This is a genomic window from Microbulbifer maximicatervae (SeqCode) (assembly GCF_052466985.1).
Window position 1 is genome coordinate 2903548 of sequence record NZ_CP174298.1, and the last position, 19962, is coordinate 2923509.

At 47.2% G+C, this 19962-nt stretch carries 11 protein-coding genes; 7 read left to right on the forward strand and 4 right to left on the reverse strand.

Annotation, left to right across the window (positions count from 1 at the left end; genetic code table 11):
- Nucleotides 1-39 precede the first annotated feature (39 nt).
- From ACJJI3_RS12870 to ACJJI3_RS12890, 5 genes are all read left to right on the forward strand, one after another.
- Nucleotides 40-567 carry an RNA polymerase sigma factor gene (locus tag ACJJI3_RS12870; RefSeq protein WP_444914696.1) on the forward strand — a complete coding sequence of 176 codons (528 nt, stop codon included), beginning with the start codon at nucleotides 40-42 and terminating at the stop codon, nucleotides 565-567.
- Nucleotides 568-907: 340 nt separating this feature from the next.
- Nucleotides 908-1957, forward strand: coding sequence for a FecR family protein (locus ACJJI3_RS12875; protein WP_444939974.1), 1050 nt, complete (start codon nucleotides 908-910; stop codon nucleotides 1955-1957).
- 472 nt (nucleotides 1958-2429) lie between these two features.
- The gene (locus ACJJI3_RS12880; protein ID WP_444939975.1) at nucleotides 2430-4982 is read left to right on the forward strand and encodes a TonB-dependent receptor; all 2553 of its coding nucleotides are present in this window, start codon (nucleotides 2430-2432) and stop codon (nucleotides 4980-4982) included.
- Nucleotides 4983-5252: 270 nt separating this feature from the next.
- Entirely contained in the window at nucleotides 5253-8213 is a 2961-nt protein-coding gene (locus ACJJI3_RS12885) for a TonB-dependent receptor plug domain-containing protein (RefSeq protein WP_444934929.1), read from the forward strand.
- Between the two features lie 100 nt (nucleotides 8214-8313).
- Nucleotides 8314-9936, forward strand: a complete 1623-nt coding sequence (locus ACJJI3_RS12890; protein WP_444939976.1) for a sulfotransferase — start codon at nucleotides 8314-8316, stop codon at nucleotides 9934-9936.
- A 55-nt stretch (nucleotides 9937-9991) separates the two neighbouring features.
- Here the strand turns inward: ACJJI3_RS12890 and ACJJI3_RS12895 are convergent, their stop codons facing one another.
- Nucleotides 9992-11629 (reverse strand): sulfotransferase family protein, encoded by a 1638-nt coding sequence (locus tag ACJJI3_RS12895; RefSeq protein WP_444934927.1) that lies wholly within the window; start codon nucleotides 11627-11629, stop codon nucleotides 9992-9994.
- A 92-nt stretch (nucleotides 11630-11721) separates the two neighbouring features.
- Nucleotides 11722-12030: a hypothetical protein gene (locus ACJJI3_RS12900; RefSeq protein WP_444934926.1), complete on the reverse strand. Its 309-nt coding sequence runs from the start codon at nucleotides 12028-12030 to the stop codon at nucleotides 11722-11724.
- Nucleotides 12031-13180: 1150 nt separating this feature from the next.
- Between ACJJI3_RS12900 and ACJJI3_RS12905 the strand changes: the two genes are divergently transcribed.
- A complete protein-coding gene (locus ACJJI3_RS12905; RefSeq protein WP_444939977.1) occupies nucleotides 13181-15889 on the forward strand; it encodes a TonB-dependent receptor plug domain-containing protein in 2709 nt (902 codons plus the stop codon).
- Between the two features lie 100 nt (nucleotides 15890-15989).
- Here the strand turns inward: ACJJI3_RS12905 and ACJJI3_RS12910 are convergent, their stop codons facing one another.
- Nucleotides 15990-17126 carry a tetratricopeptide repeat protein gene (locus ACJJI3_RS12910; RefSeq protein ID WP_444939978.1) on the reverse strand — a complete coding sequence of 379 codons (1137 nt, stop codon included), beginning with the start codon at nucleotides 17124-17126 and terminating at the stop codon, nucleotides 15990-15992.
- Nucleotides 17127-17507: 381 nt separating this feature from the next.
- Here ACJJI3_RS12910 and ACJJI3_RS12915 point away from each other — a divergent pair, with 381 nt between their 5' ends.
- A complete protein-coding gene (locus ACJJI3_RS12915) occupies nucleotides 17508-19040 on the forward strand; it encodes a peptide MFS transporter (RefSeq protein ID WP_444895125.1) in 1533 nt (510 codons plus the stop codon).
- A gap of 69 nt (nucleotides 19041-19109) precedes the next feature.
- Here the strand turns inward: ACJJI3_RS12915 and ACJJI3_RS12920 are convergent, their stop codons facing one another.
- Nucleotides 19110-19934 (reverse strand): sulfite exporter TauE/SafE family protein, encoded by an 825-nt coding sequence (locus ACJJI3_RS12920; RefSeq protein WP_444939979.1) that lies wholly within the window; start codon nucleotides 19932-19934, stop codon nucleotides 19110-19112.
- Nucleotides 19935-19962: the final 28 nt, after the last annotated feature.

Genomic DNA, 19962 nt, shown 5'->3' on the forward strand with positions numbered 1-19962 from the left:
ATAACTACAGCGAGCAGGGTACGGGGATCACGATCAGTAATGAATAAGGCCAGGAAGACGCTTCTTGAAAGGCTGTTTACCGAGCACGGACAGGCCCTGGTGCGCTTTGTCTCTCGCATTGTAAAAAGCCCTGACGATGCCGAGGATATCGCCCAACACGCCTATCTACGCCTGCAAAAACTCAGCGATGAAAAGGAACTCGAGAACCCACGGGCCTACCTCTACCAGATTGCCAACAACCTGGCCGTAGACCAGCTGCGTCGGGGCAAGCTGCATGTAGAGTACGTGAGCCAGCAGATCCCCATGGAGGGTGAACCCTATAACGACGACCATGCGGACCATCAGTCACCAGAAAGGTTGCTGGCAGCCCGTCAGCAGCTGCAATCCATCTACGAAACCATGGACAAGCTACCCCTAAAGTGCCGCCAGGCCTTTCTATTGCATAGGACCCGGGGCCTTTCCTATAGCGAGATAGCTAAGGAGATGAATATCTCCGTAAGTAGCGTGGAAAAGTATATTTTGCAGGCTTTGAAAGCGTGTCGTAAGAAGGTAACTCCTGAAAGGTGACCTTCAGTCAGTTGCGCCACTTGTGACATATATCCTTAAAATAACGATAAAAGAAGATGAACCACCGGTATTCACACCTTAGCAACAACTCCACAAAATTATTTGAGGGGGGAAGCTGTTCAGTCGTCTCAGCTTCGAAGGGCCGAATTGAGTAAACCTAAATACTCTACATACAACAGAACATTTTACTGCAATTCAGTAAAAACTCGTTGGAATGACATTTTTATTCGACGGTATGCGCGGTAGAGGTCGCACAAATCTAGAAACTTTGAGTAATATGCCGCCCTGAATATCTAAGTACTAAAGTAACACTTCGTAAACCCAAGATGCTAGAGCAACCATGATGACTAACCCTAAGCAAGCAATAAGTGAAGAAAGCCTTGACCAGGCTTGCGCTTGGGTTGCTCGTTTGCGCTCTGACTCGATTACATCTAGCGACCGCCACCAGTTCAAGAAGTGGATTTCCCAAGAAGAGAATCAGCTGGCTTTTGCCGAAATCACTGAACTCTGGGGAGACCTGGGTGCTTTATCTCACCTACCGGTAGATACATTGTTCCCTGAAAGCATCCCCTCTCCGCAAAATAAAGCAGCCTCATGCTCCGCATCTAGCGAAACACAGAAGCAGCTGAGTTCGAAGCAATGGACATTGCCTCAGTGGCTTATGGGCGGCGGGCTGGCAACCTGCGGAGCAATAGTTGCCCTGTGGGTTGGATATCAGGGTATGGGCGGCGAACTCAAGGCTCAAATATATGCGACTGAACGTGGACAAATACAGACAATAAACCTGTCCGATGGCTCAGAAGTAAAGCTGAACTCCAATAGTGAACTGCGGGTAATCTATAACCGCAATGAGCGCCGCACGGAGTTAGTTCGAGGTGAAGCCTTCTTCGAAGTGGCAAAGCAAACTTCTCGCCCCTTTACTGTTACTGCCGGCAGCGCCAATATCCGCGTATTGGGAACCGAATTTAACGTTGAACTCAACCCACAGAGCACAAGAGTATCTGTAACTGAGGGCACAGTCTCAGTCAGCGAAACCGATAGCGCTCCCGGCTTGGAGCCTGAATCAGTACAATTGGTCAAGAACGAGAAAGTCAGCGTTTCTGAAAGGGGCCTCAGCCCAATTGGCCAAACATCACCGGAAGAAGCTACTGACTGGACAAAAGGACTGCTAGTCTTTGAAAAAACTCCACTTAAGGATGCTTTAACTGAATTAAATCGCTATTTAGCGGTTCCAGTTGCCGCCTCCCCCCAAGTAGAGGACAAATTGGTTTCAGGAACCTTCGAGATCTCTGATCCAGATAGCACCTTGAAAGCTATTGCTACTGCGCTCGATTTGCACGAAGACCACAGTAACTCCAACCTGACTATCTTGTCTCCCGCACATAACTAGGTTATAACCGTCATCGCGGCGGTTATATATTAGGCAAGCAAAATAAGCCCGCCCAGAATCTAAGAAAAACTATCAATTTGCTGCATTTTGACATGCTGCATGTATTTGAATGGGCACCTCATTGACACTTAGGCACTGGATAACAATATCCCTTGTGTTAGCGCTTTGCTCCCCTAGCGCTACCTATGCCCTGTGCCCAGAGTCAGGAATCGAAATCTCCAAAGGAAACCTTTCTCAAGCCCTGATATCGTTGGGCCAGCAATGTAAAATATCACTACTGGTTAGAGCCTCATCAGCTGCAAAATTTCAAGTTAACAGGCAGACACTACTTAGCCCCGATGGCCATTTTGAGCCCGCTCTAGAGCAACTATTAGAAGGAGTACCGCTATCCTTCAAAAAAGTAGGCCCATCATCAGTAGCTGTTATTGAATCACCCCAGACTGATTCTTCCCGGCAAATAGCAACGGATGCTTTGCGAACCGAAGAAGTAACGGTTACCGGCCAAAGCCTAACCGGAAGCCACTTGCGCCACTTCCAATCAGAAGGATACCTGCCGGTAGACCGCCTTTCGCGAGACCAGCTGGAGATGACCGGCGCTCAGACTATTGCCGATTTACTAAAGTTTTTACCTGCCATTTCAGGCAACTCCACAAGCACTTCAGTTAGCCAGGAGAGCGATGGTACTGCAGCAGTCTCGCTACGCGGCCTACCAGCCAATAGCACTCTTGTTCTCCTCAATGGGAGGCGAATCATCAGCGATGGATTTAATGGTGAAGCGACCGACTTAAACACTATCCCTCTAGCACTAGTTGAAAGAGTCGAGATTCTAAAAGACGGAGCTTCAGCTGTTTATGGCTCCGATGCTATCGCGGGAGTTGTGAATATTATCTTGCAAACAAACTTTGAAGGGCTCTCGATGAAGAGCTATTACGGACAAGCTTCGCAAGGTGATCGACAGAGTGAATCTCACCACCTAACCTGGGGGTGGAGAGGGGACCGGTCTCACGTAATGTTTAACCTGGCCCAAAATCGCCAGGGAAAAGTAATGAGCCGAGACAGGGACCTATCCAGCTCAGCGGATAGCCGCGCAATTGGTGGCACCGATCAACGGTCATCTGCCATCCCAGATGGCTTTATTGCCCTCGAGAGAAATGAGGTATTAACCAACCTCTCCCCTGGGACCTATCAAAACTGGTCGCCGGAAGAGAAATTTAACTACAGCGACTACACCTCAGCAATTACCCCCACCCAAAGCGACTCAATATACATAGCTGGCAACCTGGATATTGGAGAAAGCACGCAAGCTTTTTCTGAAATTATGGGCATCCGATCCAGCGGAGTATCAACCTCTGCTCCCACCCCTGTATTTACACGCTTTGACAACGGGGACCTAACGATAGCGGCTGATAATATTTACAATACTTTTAACGAAGAAATTTATGATGTCCGCAGACGCGTTATCGAGCTTGGCCCAAGAACACAAAATAACCGAACAAACAGCTGGAGATTCAATACCGGAATTAAAGGCTTCTGGAATGAATGGCAATGGGAACTGGGTGCCTCAATCCACAGAACTTCTAAGAAAGAAACACTAAACAATGTAATAGATCCCTTTGCGCTCTCCCTAGGGCTAAAAGGACCAGATGTCTGCAATACCACAACTTCCTGTGTGGCCGTAAACCTTCTTGGCCCCAGCGGCAGTATTGATGCGGAACAACTAGAGTTCATTCGTGGCAAGAGTATAACCACTAGCAACTCGCGAATGACATCTTTCACATTCATAACTGACGGCATTATCAAAAAGATATCGGCAGGAAATATTCTTGCAGCAGCAGGAATTGAGTTCAGACGGGAAAGCGTAAGTCTTCACTCCAATGATAATTTCGGAATGTCCTTTATTGGTGGGCATGCCCCTGGATCTACAGAAGGAACCCGGCTTGTCAAAGAAGCTTTTGCTGAGGTGTCCATCCCGCTAATTTCAGAAAAGCTATGGCTAGATGGTGCCATTAGAAGCTCTCACTATGACGACTTCGGGGATACTAGTAACCCCAAACTGGCTCTGAGATGGAAACCAACCCCCTCACTTCTTGTACGAAGCAGCTATACCACAGGATTTAGAGCCCCAACTCTCACAGACATGAATCAACAGGGCTACCAAACTCAAGAATTTCTATTCGACCCCTGTACAAGCACAAATACAAGTGACCTTCCTGGCTGCCAATATCGGTCTGACAGCTCGCGGATACAATATTTAACTGAATTTAGCGGTAATCCAGATCTAGCACCTGAAACATCCCGCACAATTTCTCTCGGAGTGACATGGGAGCCCCTCAAGCTTCCCGACTTTACCGCTAAATTTGATCTTTATGACATCGACGAAGACCAAGTGATCGGCACCAACCCCCAGTTTTTGTTGGACCAAAATGCCTACTACAACCTTTATACTGACTTGGTCATACGCGACCAGAGCGGTGATATAACCAAAATATACGCTTCTCGTATAAATCAAGGAAGCCGTGAGATCCGCGGATATGACGCAGCCTTTCGTTATAACTTCCAATTAGAGGGTGAAAACGAGCTGCATTTGGCTTTAAACATCAGCAGAATGCTTCACTACTTCAATCAAAGCTCACCTAACTCAACCAAAGAAGATCTATCTGGCACCTTCACAGATATTTCAGCCGGCGGCCCAGGATCATTGCCAAAATGGAAAGCCAATGCTGGAGCCTACTTAAAAAAAGGCCCTTGGAATGCCGGCTATACTGTCCATTATGTAGACAGCCTTAAAGAAACGTTTACCAGCCTGGATGGCACAAGCGAAAACCGCAACATCAGCGACTGGTCTTCACACGATATTCAGGTTGCTTACACTTCGGGCTCTAGACTGAGGTTTGCCTTCGGTATCAATAACTTGCTTGATCGCTCACCTCCTTTTGCTTCAACCGCAGAGAGCAACAACCACGACTACTTAACATATGATCTTACCGGTCGATTTTTTTACGGAAGCTTTTCTCTGAGCCTCTAGGTTACACCTTTCTATCCAAACCCCTGTTACTCCCCCTTACCGCTCTCAGACAAACCAAAAATAAAAAAAGACTGATAAGCAAACGCAAGCTGACCTACCAAACCTGACAATACGCAGTATCAGAAAAAAACACGATTCTTTTGAGGGGTTCCGTCCGCCAAACGTTAATAGGTGTGTTGGGAGGGAAGTAGCCACTTGGGGGTAGCTACTTCCGGCAATCGTCATTCATGACAAAAGACTAGAAATCCAACGATCAAGAGAGGATTGACAATGAAAAAGAACCTCCTGTCTGTAGCTGTCAAAGGAGCCCTTGGCTTCACCGCAGCTGCAATCATGGTTCCGGCTATGCCCGCCTTCGCTCAACAAGATGCAGAGATCGTAGAAGAGGTTGTCGTTACCGGTTCTAGAATTCAGCGTGACGCAAACGAGACAAGCGTCAGCCCGGTAACTTCTGTAAACTCAGAAGACTTCAAAGCAACAGGTGTTGTTCGGGTTGAAGACCTACTCAACGACTTGCCACAAGTAGCTGCCACTCAAACAGCAGGCCAAGCTAATGGCGCAACCGGTACTGCCACTGTCGACCTGCGTGGCCTTGAAGCAAAACGAACTTTGGTTCTAATTGATGGCCGTCGTATGCCGGCCGGTTCTCCTATTGCTGGTGGTGGTTCTGCAGACCTGAACCAAATTCCTGGCGCCTTGGTAGAACGAGTAGAAGTACTCACTGGTGGCGCATCAGCCGCTTATGGCTCTGATGCAATCGCTGGTGTCGTTAACTTTGTTATGATGGATGATTTCGAAGGCGTACGCTTCGAAACACAAACCAGCGTTTACCAACATAATAATGACAACAGCCACATGCAAGATCTGGTCACATCCAGTGGCTTTGATGTTGCTGACGGCAACACTACCGATGGCGAAATCAACGATTTCTCCTTGATCATGGGTGCCAACCTAGATAATGGCCGAGGCAACGTCACAGCCTACGCCAACTACCGCAAAATCGAAGCGGTTCTTCAATCCGATCGCGATTACAGTGGCTGTGCCCTGGGCATTCGTACGCCATCCAGCTCAACCGTCACTAGCACTCCAACCTCTGCTGATCTAAGTGATCGCTGTGGGGGCTCTGGCACCTTGCCTAACGGCCTGATCACCCCATTTGATGGTTCGACTTATTACAACGTTTCCGGCAATGAGTTTGTGGACTGGGATGGCCAGCTGTATAACTACGGCCCACTAAACTACTTCCAGCGTCCTGACGAGCGCTGGACCATGGGTGTATTTGGCCACTACGATATTAGCGACAATGTCAACTTATACACTCAACTGTCATATTCAGATGACCGTACCGTTGCACAAATTGCACCGTCTGGTAACTTCTTCGAAACCAGCAGCATCAATTGTGACAACCCGCTACTGTCCGACCAGCAACGTGATTTGATTTGTACGAGCGCTGGCCTGGGTGCAGACGATGATGCACCTTTCTATATCGGCCGACGCAATGTAGAGGGTGGTCCACGCCAGGATGACCTTCGCCACACTAGCTTCCGCGGTGTATTTGGCTTACGCGGCGACATCAATGAAACATGGTCTTATGATGCTTACGCTCAATACGCAGAAGTAAGTATGGAAGAGACATATCTCAATGATATGTCTAATACCAACATTCGTCGCGCGCTGAATGTTGTTACTGACCCTGAAACCGGTGAAGCCGTGTGTCAGTCTGTTTTAGACGGCACCGACCCGAACTGCGTACCCTGGAATATTTTTGAGGAAGGTGGTGTAACTCAGGAAGCACTTGACTACTTAATCCTACCTCTTTTTGCCCGCGGCACTACCGAGCAAGAGATCTACTCTGCCTACGTTACTGGTAATTTAGGTGACTATGGCGTCCAGCTGCCTACTGCCGACAGCGGCGTAGCAGTGGTGATAGGTGCGGAGACTCGTCGTGAAGCTCTGGACTTTAGCCCAGACAGCGGCTTCCAGTCTGGAGATGGCGCTGGTCAAGGTGGCTCCACTCAGCCTGTAAGTGGCTCACTGAGCGTTAAAGAGTTCTTCACCGAAGCCAACATCCCTCTTCTGAGTGGCCTACCTGGCGCCGAATACGCAGGCCTGGAGCTTGCTTACCGCTATTCAGATTACGACACCGACATTTCCACTGACACATACAAAGTTGGTTTTGACTGGCAGCCAATTTCCGATGTGAGAGTACGTGCGAGCTTCCAGTCCGCTGTTCGTCATGCCAATATCCGTGAGCTTTTCACCGGCCAGGGTATTGCTCTGTTTGATATGAACGTTGACCCTTGTGGCGGCTCTTCACCTCAAGCCTCTTTAGCTGAATGTGCTCTAACAGGCGTAACTGAGGCACAGTACGGCAATATCCCTAACTCTCCTGCTAACCAGTACAATTACTTGCAGGGCGGTAACCCAGACTTGGATCCTGAAGAGTCAGAAACTGTTTCTGTCGGCTTCGTCTTCACACCAAGCTTTGTAGAAGATCTGACTGTTAGTGTGGATTACTTCAATATTGAAGTGACTGACGCCATTACTTTTGTAGATCCACAAACCATCATTAATCAGTGTATCGACACCGGCGATTCCGCATTGTGTGACAAGATTAACCGTGGTTCTAACGGAAACCTTTGGATTGGTGACGCCCACGTAGAGTCCACCAATACCAATATTGGCTTCTTTGAAACCGCTGGTTTTGATATTAACGCCAACTATGGCTTTGATCTCAACACTATGGGGTCTGCTAACCTCAACTTCATCGCCACCTATCTGACCAAATGGGATCAGCAGGAAATTCCTGGCAATCCGGTAGAAGACTGTGTCGGCAAGTGGGGCTCATCCTGTGGCACTCCTACTCCAGAGTTCGTAAGCACTCTTCGCGCAACCTGGGCTACCCCTGTAGGTGTTGATGTGACTGCTGCTTGGCGCCACATCAGTGCAGTAGATGACCTGAACACTATCGGAGTTACCGATGCAAATGACGTAGTTCACACTGTCGACGTGAACCAAAACTTCGACGCTATGGACTACCTGGATCTCTCTGCATCTTGGGCTGCCACAGACAACCTTGTTATTCGTGGTGGCATCAACAATGTTACCGGAGAGGAGCCACCTTTGACCGCAAATGCTGGAGCAGGCATTTACGGAAATGGTAATACCTTCCCCGGTGTATACGATGCTCTAGGCCGCTATGCGTTTTTGGGCATGACTGTAGAATTCTAATTGGTTAACATTTAGAGAATCTACTAAAAAGCGCGGCGAGGACACCCTCGTCGCGCTTTTTTAAGCTCTATAAAAAATGCAACATGAACTTGAGAATAGAATGCAACGAGATCAGCAAGCCACTATAAAAAAACTATTTCATAGTGCGCAGGCAGCCATATCGCAAAGCCAACCTCAATTAGCCCAACAGCTGTTGCAGAAGGCACTTACCATTGATTCAGGACATGCCAACATATGGCATCTTCTAGCAGATTCCCATTGTAGATCACAGGGTTTACCAATGGGAATTAGCACATTGAAGTCCGCAATAACCCAACATAAGTTTCCCCCCACCGAAATAATTTCTCTCCAGATTCACCTCACCAGCCTTTACATCAAGTCTGGCGACTTAGGCGAGGCCGCAAGCTGTATCGATCTAGATACCTTGATAAGAATCCAAGACCCTATATTGGCCGGGCGTGCAGGTTATTTGCTAGCGATATGTGAAGAACATAAATCCGCTCTTACTGCCCTAGAAGCCGCACTACTTTTAAACCCAAGCAACCCAGAACTTCTATTCAATGCAGCCTCAACACATCGAGCGCTGGGCAACCTCAAGACTGCTGAAAAAATATACGATCAGGCCATAAAACTAGCTCCCAGCAATTTTCCAGCTTACTGGTTAAGATCAACACTAAGAAAACAGACAAAAGATAACAACCACACCCAGGAACTAGAACAATTAATATCTAAGGACTCCACACCAAATACAGGCAAAATCCAACTACAATTCGCCCTGGCAAAAGAACTTGAAGATTTAAACCAATTCAAGAATAGTTTTTTAGCTTTAAAACTTGGATCCCAATTGAAAAAAGAAAACCTTGGATACAAGGTTGAATCAGATCTTTCTGCAATTGATGAAATTCGCAAAACCTATAATTTTGACTCCATCAACAGTAAACCAAATAAAAAAAACGGAAAAGGAGAAAATATAATCTTTATTCTCGGCATGCCGAGAACCGGCTCTACCCTTGTCGACAGAATCCTCTGCTCTAATAATCAAGTAAACTCCGCTGGCGAACCTGACACATTCGGTGAAATATTCTACCGGGCCGCGATGCAAGCTTCAGGAATTCAATCTCTCAATAGCGATTCCCAAGTACAAGCTATCCGTAAAAGCATAAATATCAATTTTGAAGAACTGGGAAGAGTGTACGAAAACAAATTAGAAGGGATCGCAAAGCAAAAGAACAGCCTTTTTATTATTGATAAAAACCCCAGCAATTTTTTATATATTGGAGCAATTAAACTCGCGCTCCCAAAAGCAAAAATAATCCACATCAATCGAGATCCGATGGACACATGCTACGCTATATTTAAAACCCTATTTAAATATGGCCACCCATACTCCTACTGTATGGAAGACCTGGCAAGATATTACATCGCTTATAGAAAGCTAATGTCTCATTGGAACAACTTATTCGAAGGTGAATACTTGGAGCTAAGATATGAGGAGCTTGTGCAATCCCCCCGAACAACCTCCAAAATATTGATGAGCTATTGCAACCTTGATTGGACGGAAGAATGTCTAGATTTTCACAATAAGAAAGATAAAGGGACAGCAACAGCAAGTGCAGCACAGGTCAGAAAACCTATTTACACTAGCTCCCTTGGCCTATGGAAAAACTACAAACAAGAACTGGAACCACTGAGAAAAATTCTCGCACACAACAACTTACTCTAGCCAACTCAAATAAAAAACAATCTCTACGGCAGCTTACAGCAATAAACAAAACATACTAATGAAGCCCCAGCATATGCTGCCTATAATTCACATAACGCCCAGAGGACTTCTTATATAAAGGCCTTCTAACCTGCCAAATGCTCGCAGTCTTCACCACTCCTTCCTTCTCCGAAAAGTTCAAACAAGAATCCTCCCATTCAAGCTCAAGAAAATTCAACAATTTTTCAAGCTCACCCTTTGGGGAATGAACAAACTTATCATAATCCACACAGCACACCGAATCAGGAAATAAGCGCCTCCAATGCTCCATCAACAGCTCCTGCTGCCGGTAATAATGTCCTATCCACTCAAGATCAACAGAATAATTCATCCCTGCCCCTAATTGCTGAAAGTAGACGGACAGGCAATTATCCATAAAATCCCGTCTCGTCCATATAACTTTAGCTTCAGGAAAAAGACTCTTAATAAACCCTACATGTAAAAAATTATCAGGCCTTTTATCGGTAAAGAGACTCTTCAGATCAAACTTCCTGCTAACATGGTCCTCATAAGCTAATGCAGTACTTTCAAAGAAATCATTCTCCCTATCTTTAAGCTGTAAAAAATATGCACCACCCAATCTTGCAACTTGCCTGGGAATAAAATCGAGCTCCCCGCCCGCAGTCACCTGGGAGTGTCCACTCAAAACCCTTTCTAACAAGGTAGAACCAGAGCGCAACATTCCACAAATAAAAGTAGGGGCAAAGCCTTCTCTTTGTGGCAAATTTTCAGCCCACTTTTGGTCAAAAGTTGATATAAGATCCTTCACATATTTTTCCTGCAAGTCCCCTTGATACGGGCGGAACCTCTGACGTCCGATTTCATTAGCTTTATGATAGGCCTCAAAAGCGTCGTCATATTCAGCACAATCATCAAGAGCCTTGCCTAGAGAAAACAGCAGTTCTTCATGTTCCAGCGGAGATGCCACACCGGACGATAGGGCAGCTTTTATCTCACAAACAACTGGATCATCCTTACTCTCAATTTCACTTTGATACGCCAGCCTACAGAGAGCGGGATAATAATTTGCATCTAATAAAAGTATCTTTCTATATAACTTCCCCGAGTAAACCCTATCCCCTCGCTCCTCAACCAGCCCAGCTAAGTTAAACAAAGCTGGGATATAATTTGGATCCACTAACAGAGCTTTTTCATAAAACCTTACCGCCAGCTCCAGCTGATTCATATCTGCGTACACTAGCGCTAGGTTGTTGTAAACTTCCTCTAGACCATCAATTCCAAGCTTCACCGCCTTTTGATAAGCTTCCGCAGATTCCTCAAGCTTACCTAGCCTCTTTAACTGCAAAGCCAAATTGAACAAACAATTCGGCTGATTCGCATTGAGGAGTAAAGCATACTTGTACATTTCCACTGCGCTTTCGCTTATTCCTGAAGCGGCAAATGTAGAGGCTAGTTTAAGAACAAGCTCTATACTTAAAGGCTTAATTGATACAAACTCTCTCTGATAATAAATCGCCCTTTCAACCTTTTTACTTGCAATATAAAACTGGCAAATTTCCGCAAGGACCAACTCATCCTTAACACCTAAATTAAGCAATGCCAGTAAGATATTTTCTGCTTCAGATAAATTTGAAGAAGCACACGCTTCACGCGCACGCCCCAACTCCTTTAAAAGACCGCGTCGATTTATCATTTCTACAACTATTTATGTTTGAGTAAAATGCTAAGTATCAGTTTGGAAGGAAGTAGACCCCTCCGTCACAAGAAGGGTCGACCCAAAACTCCTTAAATCCCGTCAGGGTTTCCCTGCGCGCCCCTACGACTAGCAGAGTTCACCATGCTTTTTGAGGCTTCAGCAACACTCTTCCACTCTTCAGCCGTCATGCATGTTTTTTCTTTAAACCGGGACCCAGTAATAGAGCGTACTTTACAAATTAAGCGGCTTTCAGATGTTTCAGCCTGAGAGCCAGCATCACTACTTGAAGCGGTGGCCAGATCATTATTTGCCCCCCCTTCATCAACTACTGGTTTACTTGCGCACGCACCAACAAGTACAACAGTGCAAAGACCAGCTAAAGCTACTTTCAAGCCCATTATTTTCTCTCCTTGTTTAAAAACCATTACGGTATCGACTCGAAACTCGATTCTATACCGATATAGGCTCCAGCGCATACAAACACCCCAGATAGAGTGACTACCAAATAGCCACTTCAAGCGCAGGTTATGCCAAACTTCACAGCACAAGATCTATTTTTAGGGCCACGCCACCATGAAGACTACCGCACCAAGCACCTACATTAGAATCCGGGCTCTTTGAACATTAAGGAAATACTCATCTATAGTATTTATGAAAACAAAATACTAACAAGGAGCAGAAAGGCTAGAATTATAGATTCAGCTATTGTTAACGACTACTAATCATCCCCAAGTCATCTTCTACCAACTCAAAAAAGAAGCTTTAATCTATAGATCCATACCACTGCCAGAGATCATCTTGCCACCTAGTCCAGTAGAGATAATTCATTAGTTTTAACAACGCCAACTATCCAGAAAAGGAATATGAGTACGCGTGTGGATCACATTAAACAGTTAAACCCACATCACCCCTATCAACCTTGCAAATAAGTTAAAGAAAATAATAGATTCAAAACAAAGTGCATAGAATCAAGCAGAAATCGGCAAAGTGAATGCACTGGAAGTAACTTAAATAGTCTCAGGCTATGCACTATCACAAATCAGTGGCAAATCTAACTGCAGGATAAATATAGAAATTCATCGCTAAGATTAAAGCGGGATTTCCCAAAAGCTTTATCACTCTATCCCACAAAAAAAGCACTGGAATGAACGCACAGTAGGATACACCTTTCGTATTCAGTAACTTCCTAAGGTTAAATCTGAACCTTACTGCCCCCTCACGGAAAGACTTGCAGCTAAATTTACCAAAGTTTAGCTTTTCACCGCCCTCTGACGAAAGGGTCAGCCAAAAAACATTATCAACTAAATTTCAGTCCAAAATTGAAAAATATAGCTTGTTTTATCAGATTATTGAGCTGTTCAACCTAAAAAAATCAAAAATTAAACCAAAAACTTCATTTAAAGGCTCTTGATATCTACAACCGAGTAGATCATTAAATCACCAGAATAGTTCCATATTTCCATCCAATGCATTAAAGTCAGCATCGACAGCTTTTAACCCTTATCATAAAAAGCATTATAAGTACCTTAACTATAAGAAGGTTCCACTATGATCAAGACCAAATTGAGCATCGCCATAGCTGCTCTGGGCACCATCGCCAGCACTGGCGCTTTTGCTCAGGAGTCTGCTGATGTTGGCGCAGAGGTAGAAGAAGTAATTGTTACTGGCTCGCGCATTGCTCGTGACCCGTTATCCACTACTGGCCCAATTACTTTGGTTGATTCCGAAGCTATCCAGCGCTCTGGTGTAGGCACCATTGATGAGCTGCTGAACCAGCTCCCATCCATGGGTACCACTGGTATCAATGCAAACGACAACAACGGCGGTGCCGGTCTTTCATTTGTAGACCTTCGCAACTTGGGTTCAGCTAGGACTCTTGTTCTCGTTAATGGCCGTCGCTTCGTATCTTCCAGCTCCGGCGTAGCCTCTGCGGTAGATATGAACAATATCCCTGTAGATATGATCGATCGTATCGAAGTACTGACCGATGGCGCGTCCGCTGTATACGGCTCCGACGCGGTTGCAGGTGTAATTAACGTAGTCCTTAAAGATTCTTTCGACGGCGTTCGCATAAATGCTCGTGCAGGTGCAACCGAAGCCGGCGGCGGTGAGAATGGCGAACTTTCTATCACTTTTGGTAAAGAGTTCGATCGTGGCCAGTTTATCGCTAATGTAACTCACAGTAAGCGCGACGAAATCGCTTATAGCGACCGCGACTGGGCAGGCCTGCAAAGCTCAATGTCTCCCACCGGTAATATCTTTACCAACTACGGCTCCTTCAGCGTTGCCGATGACGGTGTCACTTTGGGTGATTATTCCAGCTATGATATCGGCCAATACATGTGGCTTTCCGGTTCCATGGAGCGCACCAGCTTCACCGGAAGTGGCTCATACTCCATTACCGACGACATTGAGTTTTACGGGGAAGGTTCTTACACCCTGAAAACTACCAATCAGCAGCTTGCTGCTCAGCCCATGTACGCTGGCAATGGCCTCAACCTGACCGCTGACCACCTCTCTGATGAAGTTCAAGAGCAATTGGCAGAAGCATGGCAGGTAGCAGAAGATGCTTACCAGATTGAACTTGCAGCTTACAACGCTGCCGTTGCTGAGTGGGAAGCACAAGGTAGCCCAGAGGATCTTGAGCCTACAGCACCAACTGCAACCCATGGGGATAGCTGGGCAGACGGCCTGTCTGATGTTCGCCTGCGCCCTGTTGCCGGTGGAACCCGTGACTCCGAACAGAAAACTGAAACCTACCGTATCCTCGGCGGCTTGCGCGGAGATCTCGCAAATGGTTGGGGCTGGGACGCTTTCGTAAGCTACGGTAAAAACGAAGGTGAAAACACTGTCGGAAACTCCATCAGTAAAACAATGCTGCAGGAAATTCTGGATGGGGAAAGTGGAATTGCTGATGAGGATATTCAGTTTCTCGGCGGCATGAGCGATGAAGTTATCGACTACATCAGCTATACCGATCGCGAAGACAACGAGTACGACATGCTCAATGTCGGTGCGAGCTTGACGGGAGATATCGAGCCGGTTCAATTCCAAGGCGGTGCCTTAGGATTTGCTGCTGGTCTTGAATATCGAAAAGAATCTGGCGAATTTAACCCCAGTGAAGAGACTCAATCCGGTTCTACGTTCAGCAACCAGCAAGATGCAACATCTGGTGATTTCGCTGTAACTGAGGTTTTTGCCGAGTTTAACCTGCCTATCCTGGCTGGCTTAAAATATGCGGATGAGCTGTCTGTTGACGCAGCTGTTCGTTATTCCGACTACGACACATTTGGCGGCCAAGCGACTTACAAGCTCGGTGCAGTCTATGCGCCAACTGAAAACCTGCGCTTCCGCACCAGCTTGTCTACTGCATTCCGTGCTCCAGGTATTTATGAGCTCTACAGCGGTTCGTCACAGAGCTACGAGTATCTCATCGACCCATGTGACACTAGCAGCAACAACTCTGCTGGCCAGGGCGCCAACTGCGACATGGTAAGCGCGGGCTTCACCCAAGCAGGCTCCCAGGTACCCACCAACATCGGTGGTAACGAAGATCTTCAGCCTGAGGAATCAACAAGCTTCACCGCTGGTATTGTTTGGACTCCTAGCTTTGTAGAAGACCTGTCCATTACCCTGGACTACTTCGATATCCAAATCAAAGACGCCATCACCGATGCCGACACCCAGCAGATTTTGGATGATTGCTACAGGGACGGTATCAGCTCTGCCTGTGAGCTTGTTAGCCGTGGTACCAGTGGGCAAATTAACTACCTGGAAGGCTCTCTGCTGAATATTGGCGAAATTAATACCAGCGGTATTGATATCGACGTGGTTCAAAACCTTTACTACGACGCGGGTAAGCTGGCTCTGCGCGCTCAAGCAACTCACCTGCTTGAGTATGAAGAGTACAACACCCAGACAGACCAGACTACTGACTACGTAGACTACATAGGCACTACTGGCGACGCATACACCAAGTGGCGCGGCCTGGCCAGTGCGACCTGGTATGCTGACAGCTGGGACTTTGGAGCAGACATTCAGTATATCGGTGATGGCCACAGCCCCTATATGGATATGCCTTCACATACCTACCTGAACCTGAAAGCAGGTTGGGATGTTAACGACTCCATGCGCCTTACTGCAGGTATCGACAACGTCACAGACCGTGAACCGTCTACCACCTCTGGTAGCGACTGGAATGGTACTTATGACTTCCAGGGTCGCTACGCTTGGGCTGGTGTTAGTTACCAGTTCTAAGTGCTGACTTTATAAGTCAAATCGATAAGGGCGCCATTTGGCGCCCTTATTTTTGCTGGTAAAGTACTCGCAAAGAAAGTTACCAGCTCCCCTCCAGCAACTACTTCCCTGAGCCCATTAAAAACTCTAACTTATTCATATATCTATTTTTAACAGTTAAATTATTTACCAGTGAAAATGCCTCTGAAAAGCTCTCCTTGGAAGACGCCACATCCCCAAGCTGGTATCGGGTTAACCCCAACAAAAAATGAAATCGGTGATCGCTACTATCGGCTCTTAGAGCCCTTCGAAGACGCTTTTCGGCGAGCTTAAACTTGCCGTTTTCATAGGCTTCACGCGCCTGATAGTAAATATAATAGGGGTTTCTCTCACGATGGTAACGAACCCGGTCAGCGTAGCCATCAGCCAAGGTTTCCCTACCTGTACTACGGTACAACCGCTCTAAATTACTAATGGCAACAAGGTTTCCCTTTTGCAAGTTCAGCGCTTGTAAATAGCTCTGTTCAGCTTCATCAAGATGATTAAAGTGGCTGTAGAAAGCTCCTAGGTTTGACCAGAGGTCCGCCCTATCCGGATGTAACTGAATAGCTTTGCGCAGGTACAAAAATGCTTGCCTCTCTTCTCCCGCGCGCATCAACTCAACCCCTCGATTGCTGTAATAGAGCGCAAAAGCAACTCTATCCTCGAGCTTTTGCTGTTTGTAGATAGGGTCATAAGCAGCCAGGTTTAAGTCGATCACCCGCCGGCCCCGCGCATGCTCGGACACCATATTCACATGGCGGTAGACAACGAAGATTTCGGCCTCATCTTGAGTCCAAACTGCCGGTACATCTACCTCATTAAAATAGGCATGGGCACCCAATTGCCTAGCCATAGCTACCATCAATAAGGTAAATGTCAGGCAATTGCCACGCTTTCGGTGATAAGCCTCTACTGCGGTAAGGGTACTATCAGCATCGTATTCAAATTGCATATCTCCCTGGCGAAAGGCACTAAGTAGCCCCTTTAACCGCGCATCGGGAGCTGAGCCAGGAGAAATCGTACTGAGGTATGATTCTATATCGTTATCAAGGCCTAATAACTCCTCACTTGGTAGCTCAAATATCTCAACTGGCCGGCCGAAAACCACTTTGCCACTTAAGACATGATCGTTATCTGCAATTTCCACATGGCGGCTTGAAGACTGGGAGCAACCAGTGACCAGTAGCACCAGAGTAAGTCCGAATAGAAGCTTCACAGTTATTTCCCCTCAAGATCAGGACCACAACAGGATTTAACTCTAATTTACAGACTCACAAAGTACCCTGTTGCCATTTTTATGAATAACCTCACAACAGTTCGCCTGTTAAATAGACAGCTGGTAAACTTTCCAAGTTACGCAGGAGGTAGGCGCTACAAACATTTGGGCCTTTGAGCTGACTGGAAACATCCAGTCCGAACCCGAATCGGCCCCGACCTCTTTAAACAAGAGCAATACAGGAAAAAAATAGTACTCTGACACACGGATGAATTACCTGGCTAGCCAAAGGGCACCGAAATTTCAGTTCCCTGGCCAGGCTGCCTTCCTAATATGCAACAGCATATTGCATTAGAGCTATAACAACTGGAATTTCAGCTTATGTCGTCAAATACAGACCAGAATGACGCCGGCTTTTTTGGCCACCCCAAGGGGCTCTCGACACTTTTCTTCACTGAGATGTGGGAGCGGATGAGTTACTACGGTATGCGAGCCTTGCTTGTGCTGTTCATGACAGCCAGTCTTCAGGAAGAGGGCTTGGCCTTTACCGTTGCAGCAGCAGGAGCCATTTATGGGCTCTACACTGGCGCCGTGTATTTCCTCGGCCTGCCCGGTGGCTGGATTGCAGACCGCCTACTAGGAGGACAACGCACCATATGGTACGGCGGCATCATCATTATGTGTGGCCATATTGTGCTCGCTATCCCAACCAGTTGGAGCTTCTTTATAGGCTTGATCCTTGTTGCTACCGGCACCGGCCTGCTCAAGCCCAATATCAGTGCAGCAGTTGGACATCTGTACCAACCAGATGATGTTCGCCGTGACAGTGGATACGCACTGTACTATATGGGCATCAACATGGGCTCAATCATCGGTTATGCCGTCTGCGGGTACTTCGGAGAAAATGTCGGTTGGCATTGGGGCTTTGGTGCCGCTGCTGTGGGGATGGCTATTGGCCTGATCCAGTATCGCCGCACTATCCACAATCTGGGGGACGCAAGCCTCAATCCCGAGAACCCACTTTCGCCAGAAAAGGCAAAACTGGCTTGGCGCATAATTGGTGCTGTCGTAGTCGGTGTTGCAGTGATTACTGGCTTGGTGATGAATGGCACTATTACCATCAATCCGGTAGAAATAGCCAAGTACGTAGCTGTAGCCTTCACCCTGACTTTCCTTGCCTACTTTGGCTTTATCTACTTTGGCGGCCAGCTGAGCGGGTCAGAGAAAAAGAAAATGTGGGCGCTATTCCTAGTCTGTGTAGCCTCTACCTTTTTCTGGTCGGGCTTCGAGCAAGCGGGCTCCTCACTGAACCTATTCGGTCGCGACTACACGGATCGCCTGATTGGCAGCTTTGAAATGCCAACCTCCTGGCTACAAAGCTTTAACTCCATCTTTATCATTACCCTGTCCCCCTTCTTTGCCGCGCTGTGGATTAACTTGGGCAAACGCATGATCACCCCATCCTATGGGCTGAAATGTGCACTTGGCCTGATCATCATGGCCAGTGGCTTCCTGGTAATGTTCTTTGCCGCTCAATACGCAGCAGCGGGCCTGAAAGTTGCTCCTTACTGGCTGGTAGCCACTTACTTCCTGCACACTGTCGGTGAACTCTGCCTGAGCCCGGTGGCCCTGAGTGCAGTAAGTAAACTTTCTCCTCGCCGCTTTGCTGGCCAGATGATGGGTGTCTTTGTTCTGACTTACTCTATCGGTAACCTCTTTGCCGGCCTTCTATCAGGTAACTTTGATCCGAACAATGTTGCTGAGATGCCAAACCTATTCCTGCAAATCAGCTTGTTCACAATCGGAGTGGGTATCATCCTGGCCCTGATCAGTCTCAAGTCCAAGTACTGGGAAACTGACTCAGAAGCACCCCAGAATACTGCGACAGCTGAAGGCTCTACTAAAACGGCCTAATACTTAGCTGTATTCCAAAAAAAAGGCCACTGCTATGCAGTGGCCTTTTTTATTTTCCCTCGCCTAAAGCTAGCCTTGTAACAGACCAACGTTCAGCCAGATAAAGCGCGCCCCAATAATAAACAGCAAAATGGCAAAGCAATGCTTAAGCATTTTGGGAGAAAGGCGATGGGCGAGATTGGCACCAAAGCGGGCAAAAAACGTGCTGGTGACAACGATTCCAAAAAACGCAGGCCAGTACACATAGCCACTACTCCATTCTGGTAGAAGCTGATTGCCCCAGCCCTGGAAACCAAAGCTCAGCGCACCCGCGACCGCAATGGGAAGACCACAAGCTGCCGACGTAGCGACCGCACGCTGCATCTTCACCCGGCAGCGGGATAAAAATGGAACGGTTAGTGAGCCCCCACCGATACCAAAAATCGCGGATACCCAGCCAATAACTCCCCCAGCAGATAGCAATAAGGATGACCTTGGCAAGTTCCCAGCCCCCTCCGTCAATTGATCGTGCCGGGCACCACTAAGCCACATCCTCACCGCAATCACGATCGCAAAGACGCCGATCAACAGCTGCAGCCAGGCACCGGGCAGTAACTTAGCAGTGGCACCTCCGGCCCAGGAGCCGATTAAAATGCCTGGAGCCATAATCCCAAAGATCTTCCAGTCCACTGCCCTTTTCTTGTTGTGGGCGCGCACTGAACTGATTGAAGTGACAATGATTGTTGCTAGGGAGGTGCCCACAGCCATGTGGGTGAGGATTTCAGGGGATATCCCCATGGCAGTGAAAACAAAAACCAAGGCAGGAACAATGATCAGGCCACCACCTACGCCAAATAGTCCGGCAATAGTTCCAGCAGCGGCACCGACCAACAAATAAACCAGTAGTATTTCCATAGCCCACCCCGTTTAAATACGACAAACA

Bases quoted from the DNA above. Each gene is read 5' to 3' on its own strand.
- ACJJI3_RS12870 (WP_444914696.1), top strand. From the start codon at position 40: ATGAATAAGGCCAGGAAGACGCTTCTTGAAAGGCTGTTTACCGAGCAC.
- ACJJI3_RS12875 (WP_444939974.1), top strand. From the start codon at position 908: ATGATGACTAACCCTAAGCAAGCAATAAGTGAAGAAAGCCTTGACCAG.
- ACJJI3_RS12885 (WP_444934929.1), top strand. From the start codon at position 5,253: ATGAAAAAGAACCTCCTGTCTGTAGCTGTCAAAGGAGCCCTTGGCTTC.
- ACJJI3_RS12890 (WP_444939976.1), top strand. From the start codon at position 8,314: ATGCAACGAGATCAGCAAGCCACTATAAAAAAACTATTTCATAGTGCG.
- ACJJI3_RS12895 (WP_444934927.1), bottom strand. From the start codon at position 11,629: ATGATAAATCGACGCGGTCTTTTAAAGGAGTTGGGGCGTGCGCGTGAA.
- ACJJI3_RS12900 (WP_444934926.1), bottom strand. From the start codon at position 12,030: ATGGGCTTGAAAGTAGCTTTAGCTGGTCTTTGCACTGTTGTACTTGTT.
- ACJJI3_RS12905 (WP_444939977.1), top strand. From the start codon at position 13,181: ATGATCAAGACCAAATTGAGCATCGCCATAGCTGCTCTGGGCACCATC.
- ACJJI3_RS12915 (WP_444895125.1), top strand. From the start codon at position 17,508: ATGTCGTCAAATACAGACCAGAATGACGCCGGCTTTTTTGGCCACCCC.
- ACJJI3_RS12920 (WP_444939979.1), bottom strand. From the start codon at position 19,934: ATGGAAATACTACTGGTTTATTTGTTGGTCGGTGCCGCTGCTGGAACT.